Origin of the sequence: Spinactinospora alkalitolerans (assembly GCF_013408795.1) — a bacterium.
GTDB lineage: Bacteria > Actinomycetota > Actinomycetes > Streptosporangiales > Streptosporangiaceae > Spinactinospora > Spinactinospora alkalitolerans.
The window spans coordinates 1,429,674-1,452,107 of record NZ_JACCCC010000001.1 but is presented as its reverse complement, the minus strand read 5'-3'; the positions used below and the strand labels follow the sequence as shown (position 1 = coordinate 1,452,107).

Annotated in this window: 19 protein-coding genes; 11 read left to right on the top strand and 8 right to left on the bottom strand. The window is 74.0% G+C overall.

All coding sequences use genetic code 11. The features are described 5' to 3' along the window. Nucleotides 1-75 precede the first annotated feature (75 nt). Nucleotides 76-2,127, top strand: a complete 2,052-nt coding sequence (locus tag HDA32_RS06490) for a bifunctional aldolase/short-chain dehydrogenase (RefSeq protein ID WP_179642343.1) — start codon at nt 76-78, stop codon at nt 2,125-2,127. Nucleotides 2,128-2,177: 50 nt separating this feature from the next. Beyond that, nucleotides 2,178-3,632 (top strand): rhamnulokinase, encoded by a 1,455-nt coding sequence (locus HDA32_RS06485; RefSeq protein WP_179642342.1) that lies wholly within the window; start codon nt 2,178-2,180, stop codon nt 3,630-3,632. A 252-nt stretch (nt 3,633-3,884) separates the two neighbouring features. Here HDA32_RS06485 and HDA32_RS06480 read toward each other — a convergent pair whose 3' ends face one another. Continuing rightward, complete coding sequence (locus HDA32_RS06480; protein WP_179642341.1) at nt 3,885-4,577, bottom strand: HAD family hydrolase; 693 nt, start codon at nt 4,575-4,577, stop codon at nt 3,885-3,887. Between the two features lie 226 nt (nt 4,578-4,803). On the opposite strand from HDA32_RS06480, the gene HDA32_RS06475 reads away from it, so the two are divergent. Then, complete coding sequence (locus HDA32_RS06475) at nt 4,804-5,274, top strand: PTS sugar transporter subunit IIA (RefSeq protein ID WP_179642340.1); 471 nt, start codon at nt 4,804-4,806, stop codon at nt 5,272-5,274. Continuing rightward, nucleotides 5,271-5,567, top strand: coding sequence for a PTS sugar transporter subunit IIB (locus tag HDA32_RS06470; protein WP_179642339.1), 297 nt, complete (start codon nt 5,271-5,273; stop codon nt 5,565-5,567). The genes HDA32_RS06475 and HDA32_RS06470 overlap by 4 nt, the downstream gene beginning before the upstream one ends. A 101-nt stretch (nt 5,568-5,668) precedes the next feature. Here HDA32_RS06470 and HDA32_RS06465 read toward each other — a convergent pair whose 3' ends face one another. Beyond that, nucleotides 5,669-7,246 carry an MFS transporter gene (locus HDA32_RS06465; protein ID WP_179642338.1) on the bottom strand — a complete coding sequence of 526 codons (1,578 nt, stop codon included), beginning with the start codon at nt 7,244-7,246 and terminating at the stop codon, nt 5,669-5,671. A gap of 141 nt (nt 7,247-7,387) precedes the next feature. Here HDA32_RS06465 and HDA32_RS06460 point away from each other — a divergent pair, with 141 nt between their 5' ends. Further along, the gene (locus HDA32_RS06460; protein ID WP_179642337.1) at nt 7,388-8,047 is read left to right on the top strand and encodes a TetR family transcriptional regulator; all 660 of its coding nucleotides are present in this window, start codon (nt 7,388-7,390) and stop codon (nt 8,045-8,047) included. Between the two features lie 9 nt (nt 8,048-8,056). Here the strand turns inward: HDA32_RS06460 and HDA32_RS06455 are convergent, their stop codons facing one another. Then, nucleotides 8,057-9,301 carry an FUSC family protein gene (locus HDA32_RS06455; RefSeq protein WP_179642336.1) on the bottom strand — a complete coding sequence of 415 codons (1,245 nt, stop codon included), beginning with the start codon at nt 9,299-9,301 and terminating at the stop codon, nt 8,057-8,059. A 147-nt stretch (nt 9,302-9,448) separates the two neighbouring features. On the opposite strand from HDA32_RS06455, the gene HDA32_RS06450 reads away from it, so the two are divergent. After that, a complete protein-coding gene (locus tag HDA32_RS06450; protein WP_179642335.1) occupies nt 9,449-10,219 on the top strand; it encodes an enoyl-CoA hydratase-related protein in 771 nt (256 codons plus the stop codon). Here HDA32_RS06450 and HDA32_RS06445 read toward each other — a convergent pair. After that, nucleotides 10,216-11,478, bottom strand: a complete 1,263-nt coding sequence (locus tag HDA32_RS06445; protein ID WP_312863064.1) for a heparan-alpha-glucosaminide N-acetyltransferase domain-containing protein — start codon at nt 11,476-11,478, stop codon at nt 10,216-10,218. The genes HDA32_RS06450 and HDA32_RS06445 overlap by 4 nt on opposite strands. A 356-nt stretch (nt 11,479-11,834) precedes the next feature. Here HDA32_RS06445 and HDA32_RS06440 point away from each other — a divergent pair, with 356 nt between their 5' ends. Further along, the gene (locus HDA32_RS06440; protein ID WP_179642333.1) at nt 11,835-12,848 is read left to right on the top strand and encodes a C2 family cysteine protease; all 1,014 of its coding nucleotides are present in this window, start codon (nt 11,835-11,837) and stop codon (nt 12,846-12,848) included. Between the two features lie 2 nt (nt 12,849-12,850). Beyond that, complete coding sequence (locus HDA32_RS06435; protein ID WP_179642332.1) at nt 12,851-13,234, top strand: hypothetical protein; 384 nt, start codon at nt 12,851-12,853, stop codon at nt 13,232-13,234. A gap of 15 nt (nt 13,235-13,249) precedes the next feature. Here HDA32_RS06435 and HDA32_RS06430 read toward each other — a convergent pair whose 3' ends face one another. Both HDA32_RS06430 and HDA32_RS06425 read right to left on the bottom strand, forming a co-directional pair. Next, a complete protein-coding gene (locus HDA32_RS06430) occupies nt 13,250-15,226 on the bottom strand; it encodes an acetoacetate--CoA ligase (protein ID WP_179642331.1) in 1,977 nt (658 codons plus the stop codon). A 251-nt stretch (nt 15,227-15,477) separates the two neighbouring features. Beyond that, nucleotides 15,478-16,953, bottom strand: coding sequence for an aminotransferase-like domain-containing protein (locus HDA32_RS06425; protein WP_179642330.1), 1,476 nt, complete (start codon nt 16,951-16,953; stop codon nt 15,478-15,480). Nucleotides 16,954-17,067: 114 nt separating this feature from the next. Between HDA32_RS06425 and HDA32_RS06420 the strand changes: the two genes are divergently transcribed. Continuing rightward, on the top strand, nt 17,068-17,574 hold the full coding sequence (locus HDA32_RS06420) for a DUF3291 domain-containing protein (protein ID WP_179642329.1): 507 nt from the start codon (nt 17,068-17,070) through the stop codon (nt 17,572-17,574). Here the strand turns inward: HDA32_RS06420 and bioD are convergent. Beyond that, nucleotides 17,531-18,298 carry a dethiobiotin synthase gene (gene bioD / locus HDA32_RS06415; protein WP_179642328.1) on the bottom strand — a complete coding sequence of 256 codons (768 nt, stop codon included), beginning with the start codon at nt 18,296-18,298 and terminating at the stop codon, nt 17,531-17,533. The two genes, HDA32_RS06420 and bioD, sit on opposite strands and share 44 nt — an antisense overlap. Beyond that, a complete protein-coding gene (locus HDA32_RS06410; RefSeq protein ID WP_179642327.1) occupies nt 18,295-19,683 on the bottom strand; it encodes an adenosylmethionine--8-amino-7-oxononanoate transaminase in 1,389 nt (462 codons plus the stop codon). Before HDA32_RS06410 ends, bioD begins: the two co-directional genes overlap by 4 nt. 152 nt (nt 19,684-19,835) lie before the next feature. On the opposite strand from HDA32_RS06410, the gene HDA32_RS06405 reads away from it, so the two are divergent. Together HDA32_RS06405 and HDA32_RS06400 are read left to right on the top strand one after the other, a co-directional pair. Continuing rightward, on the top strand, nt 19,836-21,017 hold the full coding sequence (locus tag HDA32_RS06405) for an 8-amino-7-oxononanoate synthase (RefSeq protein WP_312863063.1): 1,182 nt from the start codon (nt 19,836-19,838) through the stop codon (nt 21,015-21,017). A gap of 296 nt (nt 21,018-21,313) precedes the next feature. Next, nucleotides 21,314-22,426, top strand: a complete 1,113-nt coding sequence (locus tag HDA32_RS06400; RefSeq protein ID WP_179642325.1) for an SGNH/GDSL hydrolase family protein — start codon at nt 21,314-21,316, stop codon at nt 22,424-22,426. Nucleotides 22,427-22,434 lie beyond the last annotated feature (8 nt).

The following is a 22,434-nucleotide window of genomic DNA, read 5'->3' as shown; positions in this document are numbered from 1 at the left end:
GGGCCGGTCCGGAAAGGCCGGCCCCGGCCCCGCGGATCCGCACACCGCCGCCAACCACATCGAAGGACTGAGGAGATGACCTCTCACACACCCCACCCGCAGGTCGAGGCGCTGCTGGAGCGCTCGCACCGGCTGGGCGCCGACCCGCGCAACACCAACTACGCCGGCGGCAACGCCTCGGCGAAGGCCGACGCCGTCGACCCGGTGACGGGCGAGCCGGTGGAGCTGATGTGGGTCAAGGGCTCCGGGGGCGACCTCGGAACGCTGCAGGAGTCGGGTCTTGCCGTGCTGCGGCTGGACCGGCTGCGCGCGCTCACCGGGGTGTACCCGGGGGTGGAGCGCGAGGACGAGATGGTCGCGGCGTTCGACTACTGCGCCCACGGCAAGGGCGGCGCAGCGCCCTCGATCGACACGGCGATGCACGGCCTGGTCGAGGCCGCGCACGTCGACCACCTGCACCCCGACTCCGGCATCGCGCTGGCGTGCGCGGCCGACGGGGAGAAGCTCACCGCCGAGTGCTTCGGCGACCGGGTGGTGTGGGTGCCCTGGCGGCGGCCCGGCTTCCAACTGGGCCTGGACATCGCCGCGGTCAAGGAGGCCGACCCGCAGGCCATCGGCGTGATCCTGGGCGGGCACGGGATCACTGCCTGGGGGGCGACGAGCGAGGAGTGCGAGGCCAACTCCCTGGAGATCATCCGTACCGCCGAGTCCTTCATCGCCGAGCGCACCGGCGAGGCCCACCCCTTCGGCCCGGTGGTCGAGGGCCGCGCACCGCTGCCGCGCGAGGAGCGGCGCGCCCGCGCCGCCGCCCTGCTCCCGACCGTGCGCGGCCTGGCCTCCACCGACCGGCCGCAGGTCGGCCACTACACCGACTCCGATGCGGTGCTGGACTTCCTCTCCAGGGCCGAGCACCCGCGGCTGGCCGCGCTGGGCACCTCGTGCCCCGACCACTTCCTGCGCACCAAGGTCCGCCCGCTGGTGCTCGACGTCGCGCCGGACGCCCCGATCGAGGAGGCGGTCGAGCGGCTGAAGGAGCTGCACGCCGCCTACCGGGAGGACTACCGCGGCTACTACGAGCGCCACGCCGCACCGGACTCGCCGGCCATGCGCGGAGCGGACCCCGCGATCGTGCTGGTCCCGGGCGTGGGCATGTTCTCCTTCGGCAAGGACGCCCAGACCGCCAGGGTGGCCGGGGAGTTCTACGCCAACGCCGTCAACGTGATGCGCGGCGCCGAGGCGGTCTCGTCCTACGCCCCGATCCCCGAATCGGAGAAGTTCCGGATCGAGTACTGGGCGCTGGAGGAGGCCAAGCTGCGGCGGATGCCCGAGCCCAAGGCGCTGGCCAGCCGGGTGGCGTTCGTGACCGGCGGCGGGTCGGGCATCGGCCGGGCGATCGCGCACCGGCTGGCCGCCGAGGGCGCGTGCGTGGTGGTGGCCGACCGCGACGCCGACTCCGCCGCGAAGGTCGCCGGGGAGATCGGCACCGCGGACGCGGCCGTGGCGGTCACCGCCGACGTCACCGACGCCGACCAGGTCGCGGCGGCGCTGCGGGAGGCGGTCCTGGCGTTCGGCGGCGTGGATCTGGTGGTCAACAACGCGGGGCTGTCCATCTCCAAGCCGCTGCTCGAGACCAGCGAGGCCGACTGGGACGTCCAGCACGACGTGATGGCGCGCGGCTCCTTCCTGGTGGCCCGCGAGGCCGCACGGGTGCTCATCGACCAGGGCACGGGCGGCGACATCGTCTACGTCTCCAGCAAGAACGGCGTCTTCGCCGGCCCGAACAACGTCGCCTACGGCGCGGCAAAGGCCGACCAGGCACACCAGGTCCGGCTGCTGGCGGCCGAGCTCGGCGGGCACGGCATCCGGGTCAACGGGGTCAACCCCGACGGCGTGGTGCGCGGCTCCGGCATCTTCGCCGGCGGCTGGGGGGCGCAGCGGGCCGCGGTCTACGGGGTGGAGGAGGAGAGGCTCGGCGAGTTCTACGCCCAGCGCACCCTGCTCAAGCGCGAGGTCCTGCCCGAGCACGTCGCCAACGCCGTCTACACCCTGACCTGCGGCGAACTCAGCCACACCACCGGCCTGCACATCCCCGTCGACGCCGGCGTCGCCGCGGCGTTCCTGCGCTAGCCCGCGCCGCGCCCCCGAAGAAGCAGTCCCCGAACCACGAGGTGCCCGCCATGCCCGAACACCGTTCCTTCGCAGCCGTCGACCTGGGCGCCTCCAGCGGGCGCGTCGTCGTGGGGCGGGTGGGGGCCGGTGAACTGAGCCTCGGCGAGGTGCACCGGTTCGGCAACGAGCCGGTGCGGCTGCCGAGCGGGCTGCACTGGAACGTGCTCGGACTGTACCGGGAGGTGCTGCGCGGGCTGCGGCGGGCCGCCGAGGCGCGGCCGGTGTCGGTGGGCGTGGACTCCTGGGCCGTGGACTACGGTCTGCTCGACGGCACCGGCGCGCTGCTGGGCGACCCGCACCACTACCGGGACCCGCGCACCGACGGCGTCGCCGAGCAGGTGGTGCGCGAGGTCGGCGCGGCCGAGCTGTACGCGGCCAACGGCCTGCAGTTCCTGCCGTTCAACACGATCTTCCAATTGGCCGCGGCCAGGGGTACGCCCCGGCTGGCGGCCGCGCGCACGCTGCTGCTCATCCCCGACCTGATCGGCTACTGGCTGACCGGGAGCATCGGGGCGGAGGTCACCAACGCATCCACCACCGGGCTGCTGGACGTGGCGCGGCGGTCCTGGTCGGGGGAGCTGGCCGCGGCCGCGGGGTGCGATCCGGCGCTGCTGCCCGCACTGCGCGAACCCGGTGAGCGCATCGGCGAACCGCTGCCGGAGGTGGCGGCCGCGACCGGGCTGGAGGGGACCGCGGTCACCGCCGTCGCCTCCCACGACACCGCATCCGCCGTGGTCGGTGTGCCGGCCGCGGCCGCGGACTTCGGCTACGTCTCGTGCGGCACGTGGTCGCTGGCCGGCCTGGAGCTGGCGGCGCCGGTGCGCACCGAGGCCGCGCGCCGGGCGAACTTCACCAACGAACTGGGCGTGGAGGGCAGCACGCGGTTCCTGCGCAACATCATGGGGCTGTGGCTGGTCCAGGAGACCCTGCGGACCTGGGAGCTGGACACCGCGGCGCTGCCGGGGCTGCTCGCCCGGGCCGCGGCCGCGCCGCCGTTCGCCGCGCTGGTCGATCCCGACGACCCGAGGTTCCTGCCGCCGGGCGACATGCCCGCGCGGATCGCGGCGTACTGCGCAGAGACCGGCCAGGCGCCCCCGCCGGACCGGGGCGCGCTGCTGCGCTGCGTGCTGGAGAGCCTCGCGCTGGCGCACCGACGCACCATCCGCGGGGCCGCGCGGCTGGCCGACCGGGACGTGCGGGTCGTGCACCTGGTCGGCGGCGGTGCGCGCAACGAACTGCTGTGCCAGTGGACAGCCGACGCGCTGGGCCTGCCGGTGGTCGCCGGACCGGTGGAGGCCACCGCGATCGGCAACGTCCTCGTCCAGGCCCGCGCGGCCGGGGCCGTCGGCGACCTCGCCGAGATGCGCGGACTGACCGCGGCGACCCAGGAGCTGCGCCGCTACGACCCGGTCGGCGACGAGCGTGCCTGGACCGCGGCCGCGAGCAGGATCGGCCTGGAGTAGCGGCGGGTCACCGATCCGGCGCGCTAGAACGTGAGTTTCGACCTTGGCCACTGGGGGTCTTTGACACCAGCCCCAGGTGGGATCCGCGGTGACCGGGCGATCCTCTCGCACGGCCGAAGGCCCCCAAAGGGATCGCACCGGCGCCGCGCCGCCCACGCCCTCCCTCCTGGGGCCGGCCTTCACGACCCCCTGGAGTCAAGGCGGAAGGGACCCGCCCGCGCGCCTACTCCGTCCCGGGGCCGAGGTTGAGACTCAAGTAAAGAACTCCGTCAGTTTGCCGAGGTGGCTGACCGTGTGGAAGCGGTCGTGCTCCTCGGGCGGGTCGACGCCGTCGGAGGCCCGGGGCGCCTGGTGCGGGATCAGGACGGCGCCCATCCCGGCCTCAAGGGCCGGCCAGGCGTCGGAGCGGACGGAGTTGCCGATCACCCAGGTGTCGGCCGGTTCCAGGCCGTGGTTCTGGGCGAAGGCGCGGTAGGTGGCCGGGTCCTTCTCCCGCACGACCCCGATGCTCTCGAAGACCGGGGCCAGGCCGGACGCCTCGATCTTGGCCTCCTGCACGGCGGGGTCGCCCCTGCCGATGAGGAACAGCCGGTGCCGCTCGCCGAGGGCGCGCAGGGTCTCGGGGACGCCGTCGAGCAGGCCGATCGCGCGCTCCCGGATCGGGGCGCACGCCTCGCGCAGCACGGCGCGGTCGGCCTCGCCGGGAGGGGCGTTGGGGCGCAGCCGGGCCAGGCAGTCGGTGAGGCTGCGCTCGAAGACGCCGGCGCCGTGGCCGTAGGTCGCGAAGTTGGCCAGTTCGGCGTCGTTGAGCACCTCGCGGACCTGTTCGGGGGTGAGTGTGGGATGGGCGAGGTGGTCGATGAACACCTCGATCGCGCGCTCGAACAGCGCGTTGTCCTCCCACAGGACGTCGTCCGCGCCAAACACCAGGTTGAGCCGTTGCACGCTCGTCTCCCCTCATTCCCCCAATGCGTTCGAGGTCGGAGTCAACTCTTCCCCTGCGGGGCTCCGCCACACGCGGGCCCGGCCAATCTTGCGCGCACGCGCCGACGGGTGTAGGAGCGCGGCCCGCACCGCTGCCGGGGCGCCCCTTCCGGCCGCGACACCTCGGCCCCGGTTGCGTTACTTCCGCGCGGATCCGGCCTAGCGTGGGAGACCGGGAGGACTGCACATGGAGGAGCCCGCGCTGTCACGGCTGCTGCCGGTCGAGGCGGTCGTCACCGGCATCGAGGCCGAGGACTGGCGCGCGGCGATCCGGGCGGCGGGTGAACTGCTGGTCGCCGCCGGCGCCACCACCGGCGCCTACACCGAGCAGATGCAGCGCGCGGTGGAGGAGTACGGCCCCTACATCGTGATCGCGCCGGGGCTGGCGCTGGCGCACTCGCGGCCCTCCGGCGCGGTGCTGCGCGACGGCCTGTCCTGGGCGGGCCTGGCCTCCCCCGTGAAGTTCGGCCACCCCCGGAACGACCCCGTGCGGCTCGTCATCGGCCTGGCGGCCCTCGACCACGACGGCCACTCGGCGGCGCTGGCACGGCTCGCCGGGATGCTGGGCGATCCGGACCGGCGCGAGGCGCTGCTGGACGCCGACGGCCCGGCGCGGGTGCACGCGGTCATCGCCGACTACGAGAAGGGTCCCCGATGAAGCTCCTCGTCGTGTGCGGCATGGGCGTCGGCACCAGCGTCATCCTCAAGACCAACGCCGAGCGGGCAATCCGCGATCTGCGACTCGACGCCGAGGTGGAGGTCGCCGACGTCGGCACGGCGCGCGCCGCGGCCGCGACGGCCGACCTCGTGCTCACCTCCGGCGAGCTCGCGGCCGAGCTGGGCGACCTGGGCGCGCCGGTCGTCCTCGTCACCGACTTCCTGGACGCCGACGAGATCAGGACGAAGATCGGCGCCGCTGTCGGAACCGGGTCCGGACCCGCCTCTTCCTGACGGATCCGGACCCGGCCGTCCTCGTCGAGCCGGCTCTCGTCGATGCACCTGACCGGCGAGCAGGGTGCCAAACCGATCCGGCGCATTCTTTGCGCTCTTTACTAGACGTGCACGGCGGGCTGCTCGGTGCGCGGCGCCGGCTTCATGGCCAGGGACAGCAGCGCCGCGAGGAACATGACGACGGCCGAGACGCCGAAGGCCAGGTGCATGCCGTCCATGAACGCCAGGTGGCTGGCGCCGGTGATGGCCGCGGCGACCTCGGCGCTCGCGCCCTCGGGGACGGCCGCGGCGCCCTGGGACACCAGTCCCTGCATGGCGGCGAGCTCCGCTGCGTCGGGCCTGGGCAGGCCCGCGTCGGCGAAGTGTCCCGGGAGCGCGCCGGCGATCGTGACCGACAGCAGCGCGCCGAGGACCGCGGTGCCCAGTGAACCGCCGAGCTGCATGGCCGCCTGCTGCATGCCCGAGGCGACGCCGGCCAGCTTGACCGGCGCGTTGCCGATGATCGCGGCCGTCGCGCCGGTCATGACGAAGCTCAGGCCGCCGCCGAGCAGCACGAATCCGGCGGAGATGTGCACCACCCCGCTGTCCGTGGCCAGTTGGGAGAGCACCAGCAGGCCCAGCGCCGCCGCGGTCAGTCCCGCGGCCGTCGGGACGCGGGTGCCCACGCGGTCCATGAGCCGGCCGGCGAGCGGCGAGCCGACCGCCATCATGGCGGTCATCGGCAGCAGTTGCAGGCCCGACTCGATCGGGCTCATCCCGTGCACGCCCTGCAGGTAGAACGTCACGAAGAACAACGATCCCATGAGCCCCAGCGCCATGAGGATCATCAGGACGGTGCCGATCGAGACGGAGGACGAGCGGAAGATCCCCAGCGGCAGCAGAGGATCGGCGGCCAGGTGCTCGCGCAGTGCGAACGCGACCGCGAACACCAGGGCGAGGGCCAGCACGAGCAGCGTCTCCGGGTGCGCCCATCCGATGGTCGGCGCCTCCACCAGTGCCCAGACCAGCGCGAAGATGGCGACGCTGAGCAGCAGGATGCCCGGGGCGTCGAGCCGGGAACCGGCGTCGACCGCCCGGTTCGGGGCCAGCAGCCACACGCCCAGGCCCACGGCCAGCAGGCCCACCGGGACGTTGATGTAGAAGACCGACTGCCAGCCGAACACGCCCACCAGGAACCCGCCGACGATCGGGCCGGCGGCGGTGGCGCCGCCGAGGAGGCTGCCGAAGACGCCGAAGGCGCGGCCCAGCATGTGCGGCGGGAAGCTCGAACGCAGCAGTCCCATGGCCGCCGGTGCGATGATCGCGCCGAAGACGCCCTGGAGGACGCGGAAGGCGACCAGCAGGATCACGCCCGAGGACAGCGCGATCGCCACCGAGGTCAGCATGAAGCCGACCACCCCGATCATGTACATCCGGCGGTGCCCGAACCGGTCCCCCAGCTTGCCCGCCGTGATCAGGAAGACCGCCAGTCCCAGCAGGTAGCCGTGGGTGACCCACTGCAGCTCCGCCAGCGAGGCGTTCAGGTCGGCGCCGATGACCGGGTTGGCGACCGCGACGATGGTGCCGTCCAGCGCGACCATCATGACGCCGAACGCGATGGCCACCAGGGTGCCCCACGGACCGCCGCGGAATCTCTTCGGCGCCGGCGCCGAAGGCTCGGCGGTGGTGGTACTGGTCATGGGTCCCCCCGTCGTCTCGTGTTCTCCCGCAAAAACCCCGGGCAGATTATGTCAGCGGCTGACATTTGGCAGCAAATGCCTTTTTGTGACGCGGCGGTGTATCCTCCCCGGCATGGAGGTGATCGGCGGATGGAGGCGGACATGACGACCTCGGAGGCGGACACGCCGCCCCTCGGGCTGCGGGAGCGCAAGAAGGCCCGAACCCGCGACGCGCTCATCGACGCGGCGCTGCGGCTGTTCGGCGAGCGCGGCTACACCGCCACCACGACCGAGGAGATCGCCGCGGCCGCCGACGTCTCCCAGCGCACCTTCTTCCGCTACTTCGCCGGCAAGGAGGAGGTCGTCCTGGCCGCCCAGGACGCGATCGAGGAGGTCTTCCAGGCCAAGTTCGCCGCCCGCCCCCCGACCGAGCAGCCCTTCACCGCGCTGGGCAACGCGGTCCACGACGCTTGGACGGAGCTGGACGCGAACGCCCTGGAGACGCAGATGCTCATGGTGCGGCTGATCGACGAGTGCCCGCAGCTGCTCGCCGCGCACCTGCGCCGCTCCAGCGAGCACCAGGACCGGCTCGTCGCCGAGATCGCCCGGCGCGCCGGCGTCGACCCCGTCGCCGATCCGCGCCCCCGGCTGGTGGCGGCGGCGTTCGGCTCCGCGACCCACGTCGCGCACACGCTGTGGTGCCAGCGCGGCGGGGACGACCTGGCCGAGCTGCTCGCCACCGGCAGGGACTGCGTCGAGCGGCTGGTCCCCGCGCTCACCGAGCCCTGGCACGCCGAGCGCGCGGCCGGCACCGGCCGCTGAGCCGGGGCCTCAGGACTGCATCCGGTCCTCGCCGGTGCGCAGGGGCTCGCCGACGGCCTGGGCCAGCGCCTCGCAGCAGTACTGGAACTCCTCCAGCAGCCTGGAGGCGTCGACCAGCAGGATGCCGTAGGCGTGGGAGTGGTCGGCCGAGTCCAGCGAACTCTGCCGCGCGGTCTCCTTCAACCGCTCGTAGCAGCGCCGGGCGCGGTCCAGGTGCCCGCCGAACGCGCCGACCTGCTCGCTCAGCCGGGTGTCGGTCAGCTCGCTGAGCTCCTGAGTGATCGCGCCGATGGAGGCGAGGAACTCTCCGTAGGCGGACAGGAACTCCCCGTGCGACCCCTCGGTCCCGCCCTCCGCGCGACCGTAGTAGTGCAGGCCCCGGGCGATCGAGCTCAGTTCCTCGACGGCCCGGGCCAGCGCGTTCACGGTGGTCCGGTAGCCGCTGAAACCGGGGGTGCCGCGGTGCAGCAGCCGGCGCGGGTTGAAGTAGATGCTCTCCTCCGCTGTTCCGACCGAGGCCTCCGCCTGCTCCACCATCGCCCTCATGTCGCGGGCGCGCCGCCACCAGTCGTCGGTCCGGCCGGAGCCGGGCGCGCCCTCGCGCAGCACCGGGGACATGTCACCGAGCAGGTCGTACATGGCGTGCGACAGTGACGTGACGCCGTGGCGGGCGCTGCGGTAGCGCATCGGGGGGAACAGCACGAGGTTGACGACCACGCCGAGGGCGGAGCCGATGAGCACCAGCACGACGATGCTGCCGAGCTGCGTCAGCCGGTCGGAGGTGCTGGTGGCCATGGCGAAGGTGGAGTAGGCGAAGAACGCCGCCGTGGCGACGCTGTTGCCCTGCGAGCCGAGCCGCCGCCACCGCCCGATGGCCAGTGCCGCGACCGCGGCCAGCGCGAACGTCCACAGGTGCGGGCCGAGCAGGAAGCCCAGCGCGCCCTGGAGCGCGACGCCCAGCGCGATGGCCAGGACGTAGTGCAGCGACTGCGTCAGCGACCGGTAGATCGTCGCCTGCATCATCAGCACCGCGGAGAACGGCGCGAACGCCGGCGACTGCGCCTGCAGCACGGTGTCGGCCAGCACCCAGGACAGGAAGGCGGCCACGGAACTCTTGAGGACGAAGAACACCGTGTCGCGGTCGTGGCCGCTGTAGGCGCGAGCCCGCTTGGCCCTCGCCGCGATCCGCTCGCGGACGCCGAGGTCCTTCCGGCCGCCCGGCTCCCGCCGCTCCCGCTCGACGCGCTCCCCCATCGACTGCCCCGCACCCCTCGGATCGTCCCGCCCCGCGACCGCCCCCGGTCACCGGCATGCCCCACCGCTGCCCCCGGCCGGTCACCGCAAACCGGCGGCCCGGGCGGCGGCCTCGACTGCGGCACCGGCCCGGCGTAGCGTCCTGGCATGGGCCACGAACACGTTCTCGTCGAACGGGACGGCGACCACGCCACCATCACCATGAACCTGCCCGAGCGCCGAAACGCGCTGTCGTCGGCGCACATGCGCGAGCTGACCGAGGCGTTCGACGCGGTGTCGGAAACCGACGCGCTGGGGATCACGCTCGCGGCCAACGGTCCGGTGTTCTGCGCCGGGCACGACTTCGCCGATGTCGCCGCCGCCGACCACGCCGAGGCGCGGGAGCTGCTGCGCACCTGCACCGCCCTGATGGGCCGCATCCAGTCCGTGCCGCAGGTGGTGATCGCCCGCGTGCACGCGCTGGCGACCGCAGCGGGCTGCCAACTGGTGGCGAGCTGCGACCTGGCCGTCGCGGCCGGCAGCGCCGGCTTCGCGGCGCCGGGCGGCAAGGGCGGCTGGTTCTGCCACACCCCGATGGTGGCGGTCTCCCGCAGCATCGGGCGCAAACGCGCGATGGAGATGGCGTTGACCGGCGACGTGATCGACGCCGCGACGGCGGCCGAATGGGGCCTGGTCAACTACGCCGTGCCCGACGAGGAGCTGCACGCGGCGACCCGCGACCTGCTGGACCGCGCCACCCGCGGCAGCAGGCGCAGCAAGGCGCTGGGCAAGCAGACGTTGTACGCCCAGTTCGACCGCCCGGAGTCCGACGCCTACGCCCACGCCGTCGAGGTGATGGCCGCGGCCAGTCAGACCCCTGAGGCCCGCGAGGGCATCGCCGCCTTCCTGGAGAAGCGCCGACCGGACTGGCCGGCCTAAGCGCGCGGGCCCGGGCTCGGACCCGGGCGCGGGTCGGGGGGAACGACGAGGTCGGCGCCGGTGCGGGCGAGCCGGCCCAGAACCCGCTCCAAGGGGCCGCGGCCCAGGATGAGGTGCCACAGGGCCGCCAGGACCAGCGCTCCCGCGACGAACAGCTCCAGCCGGAACGGGGCGCTCTGATCGGCCGAGGCGCCGATCAGGGCGATCACGACGACGTGTCCGACGTAGACGGTCAGCGCCATGGACCCGGCCGCGGTCAGCGGGTAGAGGCCGTCGCCCAGGAGGTCGGCCAGCACCAGGCAGGCGGTGAGCACCAGCAGTGCGGTGCCGACGGCGCCGGCGATCTCGAACGTGGTGCCGCTGTGCGGGGAGGCGACGAGCAGCCACAGCGGACTGCTGGTGGGCACCTCGCCGTGCAGCGCGTTGATCTGCTCCGCCATCCACTGGCGCAGCGGCTCCATCGCGGCCGGGTCGGACGCGGGCAGCTCCGCGGAACCGTAGAAGGCCTCGATCTCCACGGCCAGCAGCCGATCGATGCCGCCGAGCGGATACATCAGCAGCCACGATCCGCCGTAGCCGAGCAGCACCAGGCCCAGGCCGACCGCCGCGGCCCGCACCCGGACGGCGGTCGAGCGCAGGTCCATCCGCCCCACGGCCATCCCCGCGACCACGAACGCCATGAAGGTGCACGCCGGGTAGTAGCCGGTGATCAGGAAGTCGGAGACGCCGCCGATCGAGCCCGCGGAGTACCCGGGCTCGCCCATGGCCGAGCGGACCAGGAACGACACCTGCGGCCCGAGCGCTGCGACACCGGCCGCGACCGCGGCCAGGGCCGGGGCCCGCAGCCGCAGCAGGGGCAGCGCCAGCAGGAAGAACCCGCCGTAGTAGGTGAGGATGATCGCGATCGGTGCATCCAGCAGGTCCAGCAGGCCGCCGAGCAGCGCCAGGACCACCGCGCGCACCAGGACCCGCATGCCCACCCGGTACAGGGGGTCGCCGGACAGGGGCGCCAGGTGCCCCGACATCAGCGCCAGCGACACCCCGGCGAGAAACGCGAACAGCGCCGAGGAGCGGCCCCGCGTGAGCTGGTGGAAGGCCTCGGCCGCCGTCCCGTCGAGCAGGCCGATGGAGCCCACGCCCAGGTGCACGGTGAACATGCCGAACACCGCCAGCGCACGTGCGGCGTCCACCCCGGTGATCCGGCCCGTGCGAGCCGGGACCGCGTCCTGTGTTCCCGTATCGGGCACCTGCTGAGACACGACGTCCAGGCTATGGCGTGTTCGGCGGTCTTGTCCTCCCGGCGGCTCCCCGAGACCCGGACGCCGGACCGCCGCCCCGTCGAAGCCCTGGTCAGAGCAGTCCGACCCGGCGGGTAGCGTGGGCGGCCGACGCGGCACCCGCCACCGGACGACGCGGACGGCGGCGGCCGCGCAGCGCACTCCTCCCCCGATGGCCCGAGCCCTCGGTGCGCCCATGGCGCGTGCCCCTCTCCCCCGGCACGCGCGCCCGGGAGCCGGTCACCCCGGTTGCCCGGTCCCACGACCCGGATGTGATCCGTGATGCCCATGTGCGCAAAACGACATCGGATGAGACGCCGCCTCGGCCGTGAATCGCCGTGGCGCTGACCCGTTCCCTTTTCCCGGGCGGGGTCGGCCGCGCGGTCGTGATCGTGCTCACCGCGGCCGTGCTCGCCGTCTGCGGTCTCGTCGGCGCGGCTCCGAGCGCGGCGGACGCGACTCCGTGCCCCGGCTGCGGCAAGGCGCAGCGCTCCACCGGCGCCGCCGAGGAGCTGAAGCGGACCGCGCCCCTGGCGAAGCTGCGCGAACTGCGCGATTCCGGGGCCGCTCGGTTCCAGGAGCCGGCGTTGCACTCGGTGGAGGGGGATCCCGCATCCGGCGCGAGCGGCCCGCCCGACGCCCGCTACGCCGAGCTCGACGAGTACCGGCTGTTCGCCGAGGGCGACGACCCCGTCCACTGGCGCCACATCCGGCAGCAGCAGATCGGGGACTGCTGGCTCATGGCCACGATGGGGGCGATCGCCGCCGCCGACCCCGGGCTGATCCGGGAGATGATCACGGCCAACCCCAACGGCACCTACACCGTGGCCTTCCCCGGCGCGCGGCCGGTCACCGTCACCCCGGACCTGCCCCTGCACGACGGGAAGCCCGTCTTCGCCGGATCCGACCCGGAGCAGCGGGTGATCTGGCCGGCGATCCTGGAGAAGGCCTACGCCCAGCGGGAGGGCGGGTACGGCGAGCTGGAGAACTGGCATTCCGGCGCGGCGATGAGCGCCTTCAAACCCGGCTCCGGCCTCGGCGACTACCTCCCGTCCTTCCTGATGAACCCCCTGATCCGGACCGACGTCGACGACCTCTACGCGAGGTTCGCCGAGCGCGGGGAGGCCATGACGCTGTCGACGTCGCCCCTCAGCGGCGACCGGCCTCTCATGCGGGAGGGCGAACTCGTGTCCGGGCACGTCTACTTCGTGGTCGCCGTCGACGCCGCGGCCGACACCGTCACCGTGCGCAACCCCTGGGGGGAGCACACCGGCGACATCGTGCTGACCGAGGACGAGATCAACCGCAACATCACCGCGATCCACTCCAGCCTGATGCGGGAGGAGCGATGACCATGCGACCGACTCCGGTGGGCGGGCTCGCGGGGCCGCTCGTCGCGCTGGCCCTGGTCGGCGGCGCCGCCGGCTGCATCGGCGGAGGGGACGGCGCGGCACCGCCCTCCTCTCCCGCCTCGTGGTCCGGGGCCGCGGAGGCGCACACCCTGCACCAGGGCACCAACCTCGGCGACGAGGACCTCAACGTGGGCCTGGCCGACGTCTCCGGCGGCACGGCCGTGCTGCACGTCGCCGCCGACGACTTCGACTTCGACGTCCTGCGCGGCCGGCAGGGCGCCTCCTTCCAGGTGGGGCGCAGGGCGATCACCCTGCAACGGGTCGACGAGGACGGGGAGGCCGTGGTCCTGGCCGTGCAGGATCCCGGCCCGCCCTCCGCGACCTGAATCGGGACGGAGCAGTCAGCCCCGCTCCCCCGCCAGCGCGGAGAAGTAGTCCAGCGCCCCCGGGTTGACGAGGGAGTCGCGGCTGGCGACCCGCTCGGGGGCCTCGCCCATCAGGATCCGCTTGACGGGGACCTCCAGGACCTTGCCCGACAGGGTGCGCGGCACCTCCGAGATCGCGCGCACCGCATCGGGGACGTGCCGGGGCGAGCAGTCCTCCCGGATGCCCCTGGCCAGCCGCCGGGTGAGGTCGTCGTCGAGCACGGCGCCTTCGCGCAGCACCACGAACAGCTCGATGCGCGAACCGCCCTCCTGCTGCGGGACGTCCACGACCAGCGCGTCGACGACCTCGTCCAGCGCGAGCACCGCCCGGTAGATCTCGCTGGTGCCCATGCGGACGCCGCCGCGGTTGATGGTGGAGTCGGAGCGGCCGTAGATGATCGCGGTCCCGCGCTCGGTGATCTCGATCCAGTCGCCGTGCCGCCAGACGCCCGGGTACACCGAGAAGTAGCTGTCGCGCAGCCGCTCCCCGCCGGGGTCGCCCCAGAAGTAGATCGGCATCGACGGCGCGGGCTCGGTCACGACCAGCTCGCCGACCTCGCCGATGACCTCCCTGCCCTCGGGGTCCCAGGAGGCGACGGCCATGCCCAGGGAGCGCGCCTGGATCTCGCCCTCGTGGACCGGCAGCGTGGGCACCCCGCCGACCAGGCAGCTGCACACGTCGGTGCCGCCGCTGGTGGAGAACAGCCACAGCCCGGAACCGAACTCCCGGTAGCACCAGGCGAAGCCCTCGGGCGACAGCGGCGAACCGGTGGAGCCGATCGCGTGCAGCGCCGACAGGTCGCGGTCGCGCGCCGGGCGGACGCCCTCCTTCATGCACGAGGCCAGGTAGCCGGCGCTGGTGCCGAAGACCGTGACCCGCGCCCGCTCGGCCAGGTCCCACAGCGCGCCGAGGTCGGGGTGACCGGGGTTGCCGTCGTACAGCACGATGGAGGCCTCCGTCAGCAACACGCTGACCAGGAAGTTCCACATCATCCAGCCGGTGGTGGTGAACCAGAAGACGCGGTCGCCGGCGCGGGCGTCCAGGTGCAGGTTGAGGTTCTTCAGCTGCTCCAGCAGGATGCCGCCGTGCCCGTGCACGATGGCCTTGGGCAGACCGGTGGTGCCGGAGGAGTACAGCACCCACAGCGGGTGGTCGAAGGCGACGGGCTCGAACGTCAGGGCGGCGCCCTCGCCCGCGGCCTCGAACTCCTCCCACGACAGGGCGCCCTCGACGGGCTCGTCGCGCAGGTAGGACAGCACGACCGCGTGCTCCACCGTGGGCAGCCGCTCGCGCAGCGCCGCGACGACGTCGCGCCGGTCGAAGTCCTTGCCGCCGTAGCGGTAGCCGTCGACGGCGAGGAGCACCTTCGGCTCGATCTGGGCGAACCGGTCGGTGACGCTGCGCACGCCGAAGTCCGGCGAACACGACGACCACACCGCGCCGACGGCGGCGCAGGCGTAGAACGCCGCCACCGCCTCGGCGATGTTGGGCAGGTAGGCGACGACGCGGTCGCCGGGGCCGACCCCGAGTTGGCGCAGCCCCGCCGCGATGGCCGCGGTGCGCCGCTTCAGCTCGCCCCAGGTCCACTCCCCCAGTACGCGCAGCTCGGAGGCGTGCCGGATGGCCACGGCGTCGTCGTCGCGGCCGTGGAAGATGTGCCGGGCGTAGTTCAGCGTCGCGCCGGGGAACCAGGTGGCGCCGGGCATCTCCCGGTCGGCCAGGACCTGCTCGTAGGGCGTGTCGGCCCGGACGCCGAAGTAGTCCCAGACGGCCGCCCAGAATCCGTCGAGGTCGGTCACCGACCAGCGCCACAGGGAGTCGTAGTCGTCGGCGTCGACGCCCTTCGCGCCGCGGGTGTCGCGCACCCAGCGGGCGAAGGCCGTGATGTTCGCGCGCTCGCGCCGGTCGCCGTCGGGTTCCCAGAGCACCGGTGGCTGTGGCCGTTGGGACATTCTCGCGCCCTTCCTCGGTGTTCGGCGGGTGCCGGAGGGTCAGCGTCCGGCTTTCGCCCACGTACGGATGTTGGCCAACATTGAACAACAGGTGTGCCCTCCGCCACTCCCCCGGGGGCGTGCTTCGCGCTCGTCGAACTTTGACCGCCACGTTCGCGGGGCGGGGTTTCCAGGGCTCGGGCCTGCTGTGCCGCCGGCGCTGCGCGCACTGCGGCAGCCGGCCTCCTGTGCGGAGCGACCTCGGACACCGGTCAGACGACGACGCGCAGGGGCGCCTCCTCGCAGGGGCCGTGCCGGCGCAGTTCGGTCCAGGCGCGGGCCAGCCTGCGGACCAGCTCCTCCAGGACCTGCGGCCCGAAGCCGAACGGGAGCCGGAAGAACTCCCGGTAGGTCTCCCCGTCACCCGGCGCCATCACCGATCCCGGCACGATCTCGACGCCGTGGCGCAGCGCGATCTGGGCGAAGACCTGGGCGCTGGTCCCGGGCAGCCGCACCCAGAGCGCTGAGCCGCCGTCGGGCCGCCGCCACGTCCACGACGGCAGCGCCTCGCGCAACCGCTCCTCCAGCAGCGCCAGCCGCTCGCCGAGCATCCGCGACCGCGTCAGGGCGAGCCCGTCCAGCCGGGGGATCAGCCGGGCGGCGACCGCCTGGTCCAGCAGAGGGCTGCCCAGGTCGGTGAGCGCCTTGCGGCGGCTGATCCGCTCGGCGATCTCGGCGGGGGCGCGCAGCCAGCCGATGCGCAGCCCGGCCCAGCCCACCTTGGCCAGCGACTCGACGGTGACCACCTCGGCCTCCGGCGGCGCGAACGCGGCCATCGGGCCGGGCTCGTCGGGCGCGCGCATGCCGGTGTAGGCGCTGTCCTCCAGCACCGGGACGCCGTACCGCGCAGCGAGCCCGGCGATCTCGCGCCGCCGCGCGGCCGACATCATCACCCCGGTCGGGTTGTGATAGCTCGGCATGACGTAGAGCAGGTGCGGGCCGCGCTCGCGCAGGGCCTCCCTGACCGCGACCGGATCGACGCCCTCGAAGTCCAGGGGCGCGGTCAGCAGGTCGGCGCCCGTCGCGCGCAGCAGGTCCAGGCACCCGGCGAAACTGGGCGACTCCACCAGCACGGGCGAGCCGTTGCGCAGGTACAGCCCCGACACCAGCGCGACCGCCTGCTGAGCGCCCGTGGTCACCACGATCTCCTCGGGGCGGGTGGGCAGCCCGCGCCGGGTGTGGTGGTCGGCGATGGCCGCGCGCAGGGCGGGCAGGCCGCGCGGGTGGTAGCCGGCCTCGGCCATCAGCGCGGGCAGCTCCTCGGCGGCCACGTCCCGGACCGCCTCGGCCACCTCGGGCAGTCCCTCCGCGGTGACGCAGGACAGCGAGATCAGCTCGCTCGGGCCGTCGATCAGCCGCTGGTATATCGGGCGGCTGCGCCCGCCTGGCACCCAGCCGTCGGAGCGCACCGGCGCCAGGGCCGGGTTGACCCGTGTGCCGCTGCCCCGGCGGCTGTCCAGCACCCCTTCGGCGCGGAGCTCGTCGTAGGCGGCGACCACGGTGGTGCGGCTGACGGCGAGCGCCGCGGCCAGGAGGCGTTCGGAGGGCAGCCGCTCGCCCACGGCGAGGGTTCCGCCCTCGACCGTCCGGCGCAGCGCACGGGCGAGTTTGCGGTAGAGCGGGCCGTCCCCGCCGGACCATCCGCCCAGGAGGGTCGCCAGCTCGTCCACACCGTGAGAAGAGTCCATTTCACGCTCCATTGGCCCTACCGGATCCCGCACTCCACTGCGATATTGGCATTGAAATTGGTCTTGGTCCATGGTTCGAATGGACTCTTTACCGGATCGTGCCGGGAGGCGCACATGTCGTCGTCAACGCCCACGCTCTCGGCGGTCGCGCCGCCGGCCGCCGACCTCTCCCGCCCGCGCCCCGCCGCCGCGGCCGGGTCACCGGTGCCCCCGGTCCCCGTGCTGGCCCAGGCCCACGCGATCCTCCTGCCGGCCGACGCGGGCGAACACGGCGCGGAGGTGGCCGAACTCGCCGCCGCGCTGCGGGCGCGCGCGGCCGGGCATCCGGGGCACGTGGCGGTCGTCGAGGCCGGCGACGCCGGGACGCCGGAGGTCTCGCTGTGGCGTTCCCTCGCCGACCTGCGCGACTTCGCCTACCGCAGCAGGGACGACCTGCTCGCCTGGCGGCGCCGGACCGGTCTGCCGGTCGCCACGGAGCGGGCGCTGTGGTGGATCGGGGACGGCCGGCGGCCCTCCGCGTCCGAGGCCCGCGCCCGGCTGGCCGACCTCAGGGAGCACGGACCCACCCCGCGCGCCTTCACCCTGCGCAGTCCGGTCCCGCCGGGGTCCGCACGCGGTTGAGGCCCGGCTCCGGCGCGTACCGGTGCCGGAAGGCCTGCGCGTTCCAGGTGCCGCCGAGAGGCGGAGCGAGTGCGGCGGCCGCGGCAGCGGCGAACTCCTTTGCCGGGCGGCGCGGGAGTCCCTCGGGGAGGGCGCCCAGCAGCGGGGCGCCCGCGGCCTCGGGGAGATCGGCGAGGTTGCAGCGCTCGGCCAGGTCGGGAGCCGGCGGCCAGCCGCCGATCAGCACGCCCGGGCAGTCCAGGCCGCGGGCGCGCAGGGCCTCGGTCGTCAGCGCGGTGGCGTTCAGCGTTCCCAGCCCGGAGCGGGCCACCACCAGGACCGGGGCGCCCAACTCGGCGGCGGCGTCGGCGATGGTCGCACCGGTGTCGTCGAACCGGACCAGCAGCCCGCCCGCGCCCTCGACGAGGACCAGGTCGTGCCGCTCGCGCAGCCCGGCGACCGCTTCGGCGACCCGCCGGACCGGCATCGGGGGCAGTGCGGCGCGGCGGGCGGCCGTGGCCGGCGCCAGCGGCTCGGGGTAGCGGGCCAGCTCCACTGCTGTCACGCCGGGGACCAGCCGGGCCACCTCGTCGGCGTCGCCCCGCTGCGCGCCGACCACGCCGGTCTGCGCGGGTTTGAGCACGGCGACGCGTTCACCGCTCGCGGTCCGGACGGCGGCGACGGCCGCGGTGGCGACGGTCTTGCCGACCTCGGTTCCGGTGCCGGTGACGACGAGGACGCTCATGCCCCGACCGAGGCCCGGGCCGCGGCGAGCATGCCGCCGGTGATCCGCTCGATGTCGGCGGCGTCGCTGATGTAGGGCGGCATCGTGTAGACGAGGTCGCGGAACGGCCGCAGCCACGCCCCCGCGCGCAGGGCGGCCTCGGTGGCCGCGCGCATGGCGACCGGCCGGTCGAGCCGGATGACGCCGATCGCGCCGAGCACCCGCACGTCCTCGACTCCCGGCAGCGCGCGGGCCGGCTCCAGACCGGCGCGCAGCCCCGCCTCGATCCGCGCGACATCGGCCCGCCAGTCCCCTCCGAGCAGCAGCCCGATCGAGGCGTCGGCGACGGCCGCGGCCAGCGGGTTGCCCATGAACGTCGGGCCGTGGGCGAGCACCGGGACCTCGCCGCCGGCGATGCCCTCGGCGACCTCGGTCGTGCACAACGTCGCCGCCATGCTGAGATAGCCGCCGGTGAGCGCCTTGCCCAGGCACATCACATCGGGGCAGACCCCGGCGTGGTCGGCGGCGAACAGCTCGCCGGTGCGGCCGAACCCGGTCGCGATCTCGTCGAAGACCAGCAGCACGCCGTAGCGGGCGGTGATCTCGCGCAGCGCCCGCAGGTAGGCCGGGCTGTGGAAGCGCATCCCGCCGGCGCCCTGCACCACCGGTTCCACGATCACCGCGGCGAGCTCCCCGGCGTGCGCCGCGACCAGTTCTTCCAGGTGGCGCAGGTAGGCGGGGTCCGGTTCGGCCGCGAAGCCCTCGGGCGGGGCCGCGGCGAAGACCTGGCGGGGCAGCACGTCGCCCCACAGCGCGTGCATGCCGCCCTCCGGATCGCACACCGACATCGCGTGGAAGGTGTCGCCGTGGTAGCCGCCGCGCCAGGTGAGCACCCGGCGCTTGGCCGGCCGGCCGAGTGAGCGCTGGTACTGCAGGCACATCTTCAGCGCGACCTCCACGGAGACCGAACCGGAGTCGGAGAGGAAGACGTGCCGCAGCGGATCGGGGGTGGTCTCGACCAGGGTGGCGGCGAGCCGCGCGGCGGGCTCGTGGGTGAGTCCGCCGAACATGACGTGGGAGAACCGGTCCAGTTGCGCGCGCACGGCCTCGTCCAGGACGGGGTGGGCGTAGCCGTGGATCGCCGACCACCACGAGGACATGCCGTCCACGGCCTCGTGCTCGGTGCCGTCGGCCGCGGTCAGGTGCAGCCGGGTGCCCTCGGCCCGGCGCACCACGAAGGGCGCGTCGGAGGGCCGTGTGCCGACGGCGGTGGCAGCGGCTTCGTAGGGATGCCACACGTGCGCGCGGTCCACCTCGCGCACCCACGCGGCGCCGCTTCCACGATCCGCGCTGCCCGCCCTGTTCGCCCTACTCGCGGCCGACTCCGTCACTGTGTGTAGCGTCATGGCGCTCCATGCTGCCAATCCGCGCCGCCGGCCGGAAGGCGGGCGGCGCCAGAGAATCCGCGCCGATCTTTGTCGGGTTCCACGGATGACGGGTGCGGGCGCGGCGTGTGAGGGTCATGGGGACCTGGCGGGGGACGGGAGGGAGCGCGATCGTGACGGCCGACGTGCAGGCGGCGGACCCGTTCGGCTGGCTGGAACGGGCGGCCGCGGAGCGGGCGCGGGCCGGGCTGACCCGGCGGCTGCGCCCCCGGGGCCGGCACGAGGACGTGCTGGACCTGGCCGGCAACGACTACCTGGGGCTGACCCGCCATCCCGTGGTCACCCGCGCCGCCGCCGACGCCGCCGTGCGCTGGGGCGCGGGCGCGACCGGTTCGCGCCTGGTCACCGGCAGCACCGCCCTGCACGGTGAGCTGGAGGCCGAGCTGACCGACTTCCACGGCGCCGAGGCCGCCCTGGTGTTCTCCTCCGGGTTCGCCGCCAACCTGGGCATGGTCACCGCACTGTCCGGAGCAGGGACCCACCTCGTGTGCGACCGGTACAACCACGCCTCGCTGATCGACGCGACCCGGCTGGCCAAGGCCTCCGGCGCGCGCGTGTCGCTGTTCGGCCACGCCGACGCCGCGGCGGCGCGGGCGGCCCTCGCCGCCGCGGCCGAGCCCCGCCGGCTGGTGGTCAGCGACACCGTGTTCTCCGTGGACGGCGACCTCGCCGATGTCGCCGGGCTGGCGCGGGCCTGCAGGGAGCACGGCGCGGCACTGGTCCTGGACGACGCGCACGGCCTGGGGGTGCTCGGCGACAGCGGCGCGGGCGCCCTCAGCGCCGCCGGGCTGAGCGGGGCCGGCGACGTCGTGGTCTCGGTGACGCTGTCGAAGTCGCTGGGCGCGCAGGGCGGCGCGGTCCTGGGGCCGCGCGGAGTCATCCGGCACCTCGCCGAGACGGCGCGGACGTTCGTCTTCGACACCGGGCTCGCGCCCGCGTCGGCGGGCGGCGCGCTGGCGGCGCTGCGGCTGCTGCGCGCCGAACCGGAGCGGGCCGCGCGGGTGCGTTCGACCGCCCGCAGGCTGGCGGCGGGACTCACGGCGGCGGGACTGCGCACCGGCGCCCCCGGCGCCGCCGTCGTCTCCGTCCGCGCCCCCTCCCCTGATGCCGCGGTGCAATGGGCCCGGCGCTGCCTGGATGCGGGCGTGCGGGTGGGCTGCTTCCGGCCGCCCTCGGTCCCCGACGGACACTCCCGGCTGCGGCTGACCGCCCGGGCCGACCTCACCGAGGACGAGATCGGACGCGCACTGGAGGTCGTCACCGCCACCCGGCCCGAGGGCCTTCGCCGATCTTGACCTTGGGTTTCAACCTCGGCCCCGGGACGGAGTAGGCGCGCGGGTGGGCCCCCTCCGCCTCGACCCCCTGCTGAGGCCGGGGACGGCGTACACCATCACCCGGCCACCGCGAGTCCCTCCTTCGGCTGAGGCTTCACAACCCCCGATGGCCGAGGTTGAAACTCACGTTGAAGGGGCCGGGCGCGTTTAAACCCCGCCGCGCCCGGGCCGGTTCCGGCCGAATCCGCGGTGTGCCGCGGCGGGTAATCTTGTGGCCGGTACGCCGACAGTGGCAGAGCGGAAGGCGGAGCGGGGCAGTGCGGAAACCGGCCGTCGGAACACGGACCCTCGTCCTCGGTGCCATCGCCGCCGTGCTGGTCGTCACCTGCATCGTCGTCGCCGCCGTGCCCGCGACGCGCGGCGCGGTCCGGCAGGCGTGGTGCGATCTCTCCGGCACCTGGTGCGGCCCGGGCCTCCCTCCGCCCGGCGACGGGCCCGACGAGGACGGCCGGCTGGTCGAACTGTCCCCTGTCGAGGCCGCGACCTGGGGAAACTACTACGCCCTCGGCGACTCCTACTCCTCCGGCGACGGCGCCGAGGACTACGCGCCCGATACCGCCGTGGCGGACGGGTGCTGGCGCTCGGCCAACGCCTACCCCGAGACCGTGGCCCGCTCCTACGACTTCGCCGGCGAGCTGACCTTCCTGGCCTGCAGCGGGCAGCGGGGCAACGTGATGCTGGAGTCGCTGGACTCGGAGGACTCCCAGATCGCCTCGCTCACCCCGCACACCTCGCTGGTCACGATCGGCATCGGCGGCAACGACCTCGGGTTCACCTCGGTGCTCAAGACCTGCATGCTGCGCGTCCCGCTGCTGGAGAGCAGCGCCTGCCAGGCCCAGGAGGACGACGTCGACAAGCGCATGCGCACGTTCGAGGCGACCTTCGCCGACGTGCTCGCCGAGGTCCGCGAGCGCGTCCCCGACTCCCGGGTGATCGTGCTGGGCTATCCGCGCCTGTTCGTCGAGGAGCCCTCCGGGCTGTACTACACGCTGACCTCGGGCGACCAGATCTGGCTGAACGACACGATCCAGCGGTTCAACGAGCAGTTGGAGGAGGCCGTCGCCGAGGTCGACGCCGGGATCGCCGATTGGGGCGAGGTCGGCAGCGTGGAGTTCGTGGACGTCTACGACGCGCTGGACGGCCACGAGGTGGGCACCGAGGAGCCCTGGGTCAACGGCGTCCTGCTGCGCAGCCTCACCGACGGCATCACCATCGACCGCAGTACCTTCCACCCCACGTCGGAAGGGCAGAACGCGGTGAGCGCGCGGGTGCGTGCCCAGGTCGAGGAGGGACCGGGCCGCCCGATCTACGCGACACGCTCGACGGTGGACAACGCCAGCCCCGAGGTGCTGGCCGCCGAGACCGAGTGAGCCCGGCC

Coding starts and splice junctions, on each gene's coding strand:
- HDA32_RS06450 (WP_179642335.1), top strand. CDS start 9,449: ATGGGCCACGAACACGTTCTCGTCGAACGGGACGGCGACCACGCCACC.
- HDA32_RS06430 (WP_179642331.1), bottom strand. CDS start 15,226: ATGTCCCAACGGCCACAGCCACCGGTGCTCTGGGAACCCGACGGCGAC.
- HDA32_RS06425 (WP_179642330.1), bottom strand. CDS start 16,953: ATGGACTCTTCTCACGGTGTGGACGAGCTGGCGACCCTCCTGGGCGGA.
- HDA32_RS06455 (WP_179642336.1), bottom strand. CDS start 9,301: ATGGGGGAGCGCGTCGAGCGGGAGCGGCGGGAGCCGGGCGGCCGGAAG.
- HDA32_RS06470 (WP_179642339.1), top strand. CDS start 5,271: ATGAAGCTCCTCGTCGTGTGCGGCATGGGCGTCGGCACCAGCGTCATC.
- HDA32_RS06435 (WP_179642332.1), top strand. CDS start 12,851: ATGCGACCGACTCCGGTGGGCGGGCTCGCGGGGCCGCTCGTCGCGCTG.
- HDA32_RS06420 (WP_179642329.1), top strand. CDS start 17,068: ATGTCGTCGTCAACGCCCACGCTCTCGGCGGTCGCGCCGCCGGCCGCC.
- HDA32_RS06490 (WP_179642343.1), top strand. CDS start 76: ATGACCTCTCACACACCCCACCCGCAGGTCGAGGCGCTGCTGGAGCGC.
- HDA32_RS06465 (WP_179642338.1), bottom strand. CDS start 7,246: ATGACCAGTACCACCACCGCCGAGCCTTCGGCGCCGGCGCCGAAGAGA.
- HDA32_RS06475 (WP_179642340.1), top strand. CDS start 4,804: ATGGAGGAGCCCGCGCTGTCACGGCTGCTGCCGGTCGAGGCGGTCGTC.
- bioD (WP_179642328.1), bottom strand. CDS start 18,298: ATGAGCGTCCTCGTCGTCACCGGCACCGGAACCGAGGTCGGCAAGACC.
- HDA32_RS06410 (WP_179642327.1), bottom strand. CDS start 19,683: ATGACGCTACACACAGTGACGGAGTCGGCCGCGAGTAGGGCGAACAGG.
- HDA32_RS06460 (WP_179642337.1), top strand. CDS start 7,388: ATGACGACCTCGGAGGCGGACACGCCGCCCCTCGGGCTGCGGGAGCGC.
- HDA32_RS06485 (WP_179642342.1), top strand. CDS start 2,178: ATGCCCGAACACCGTTCCTTCGCAGCCGTCGACCTGGGCGCCTCCAGC.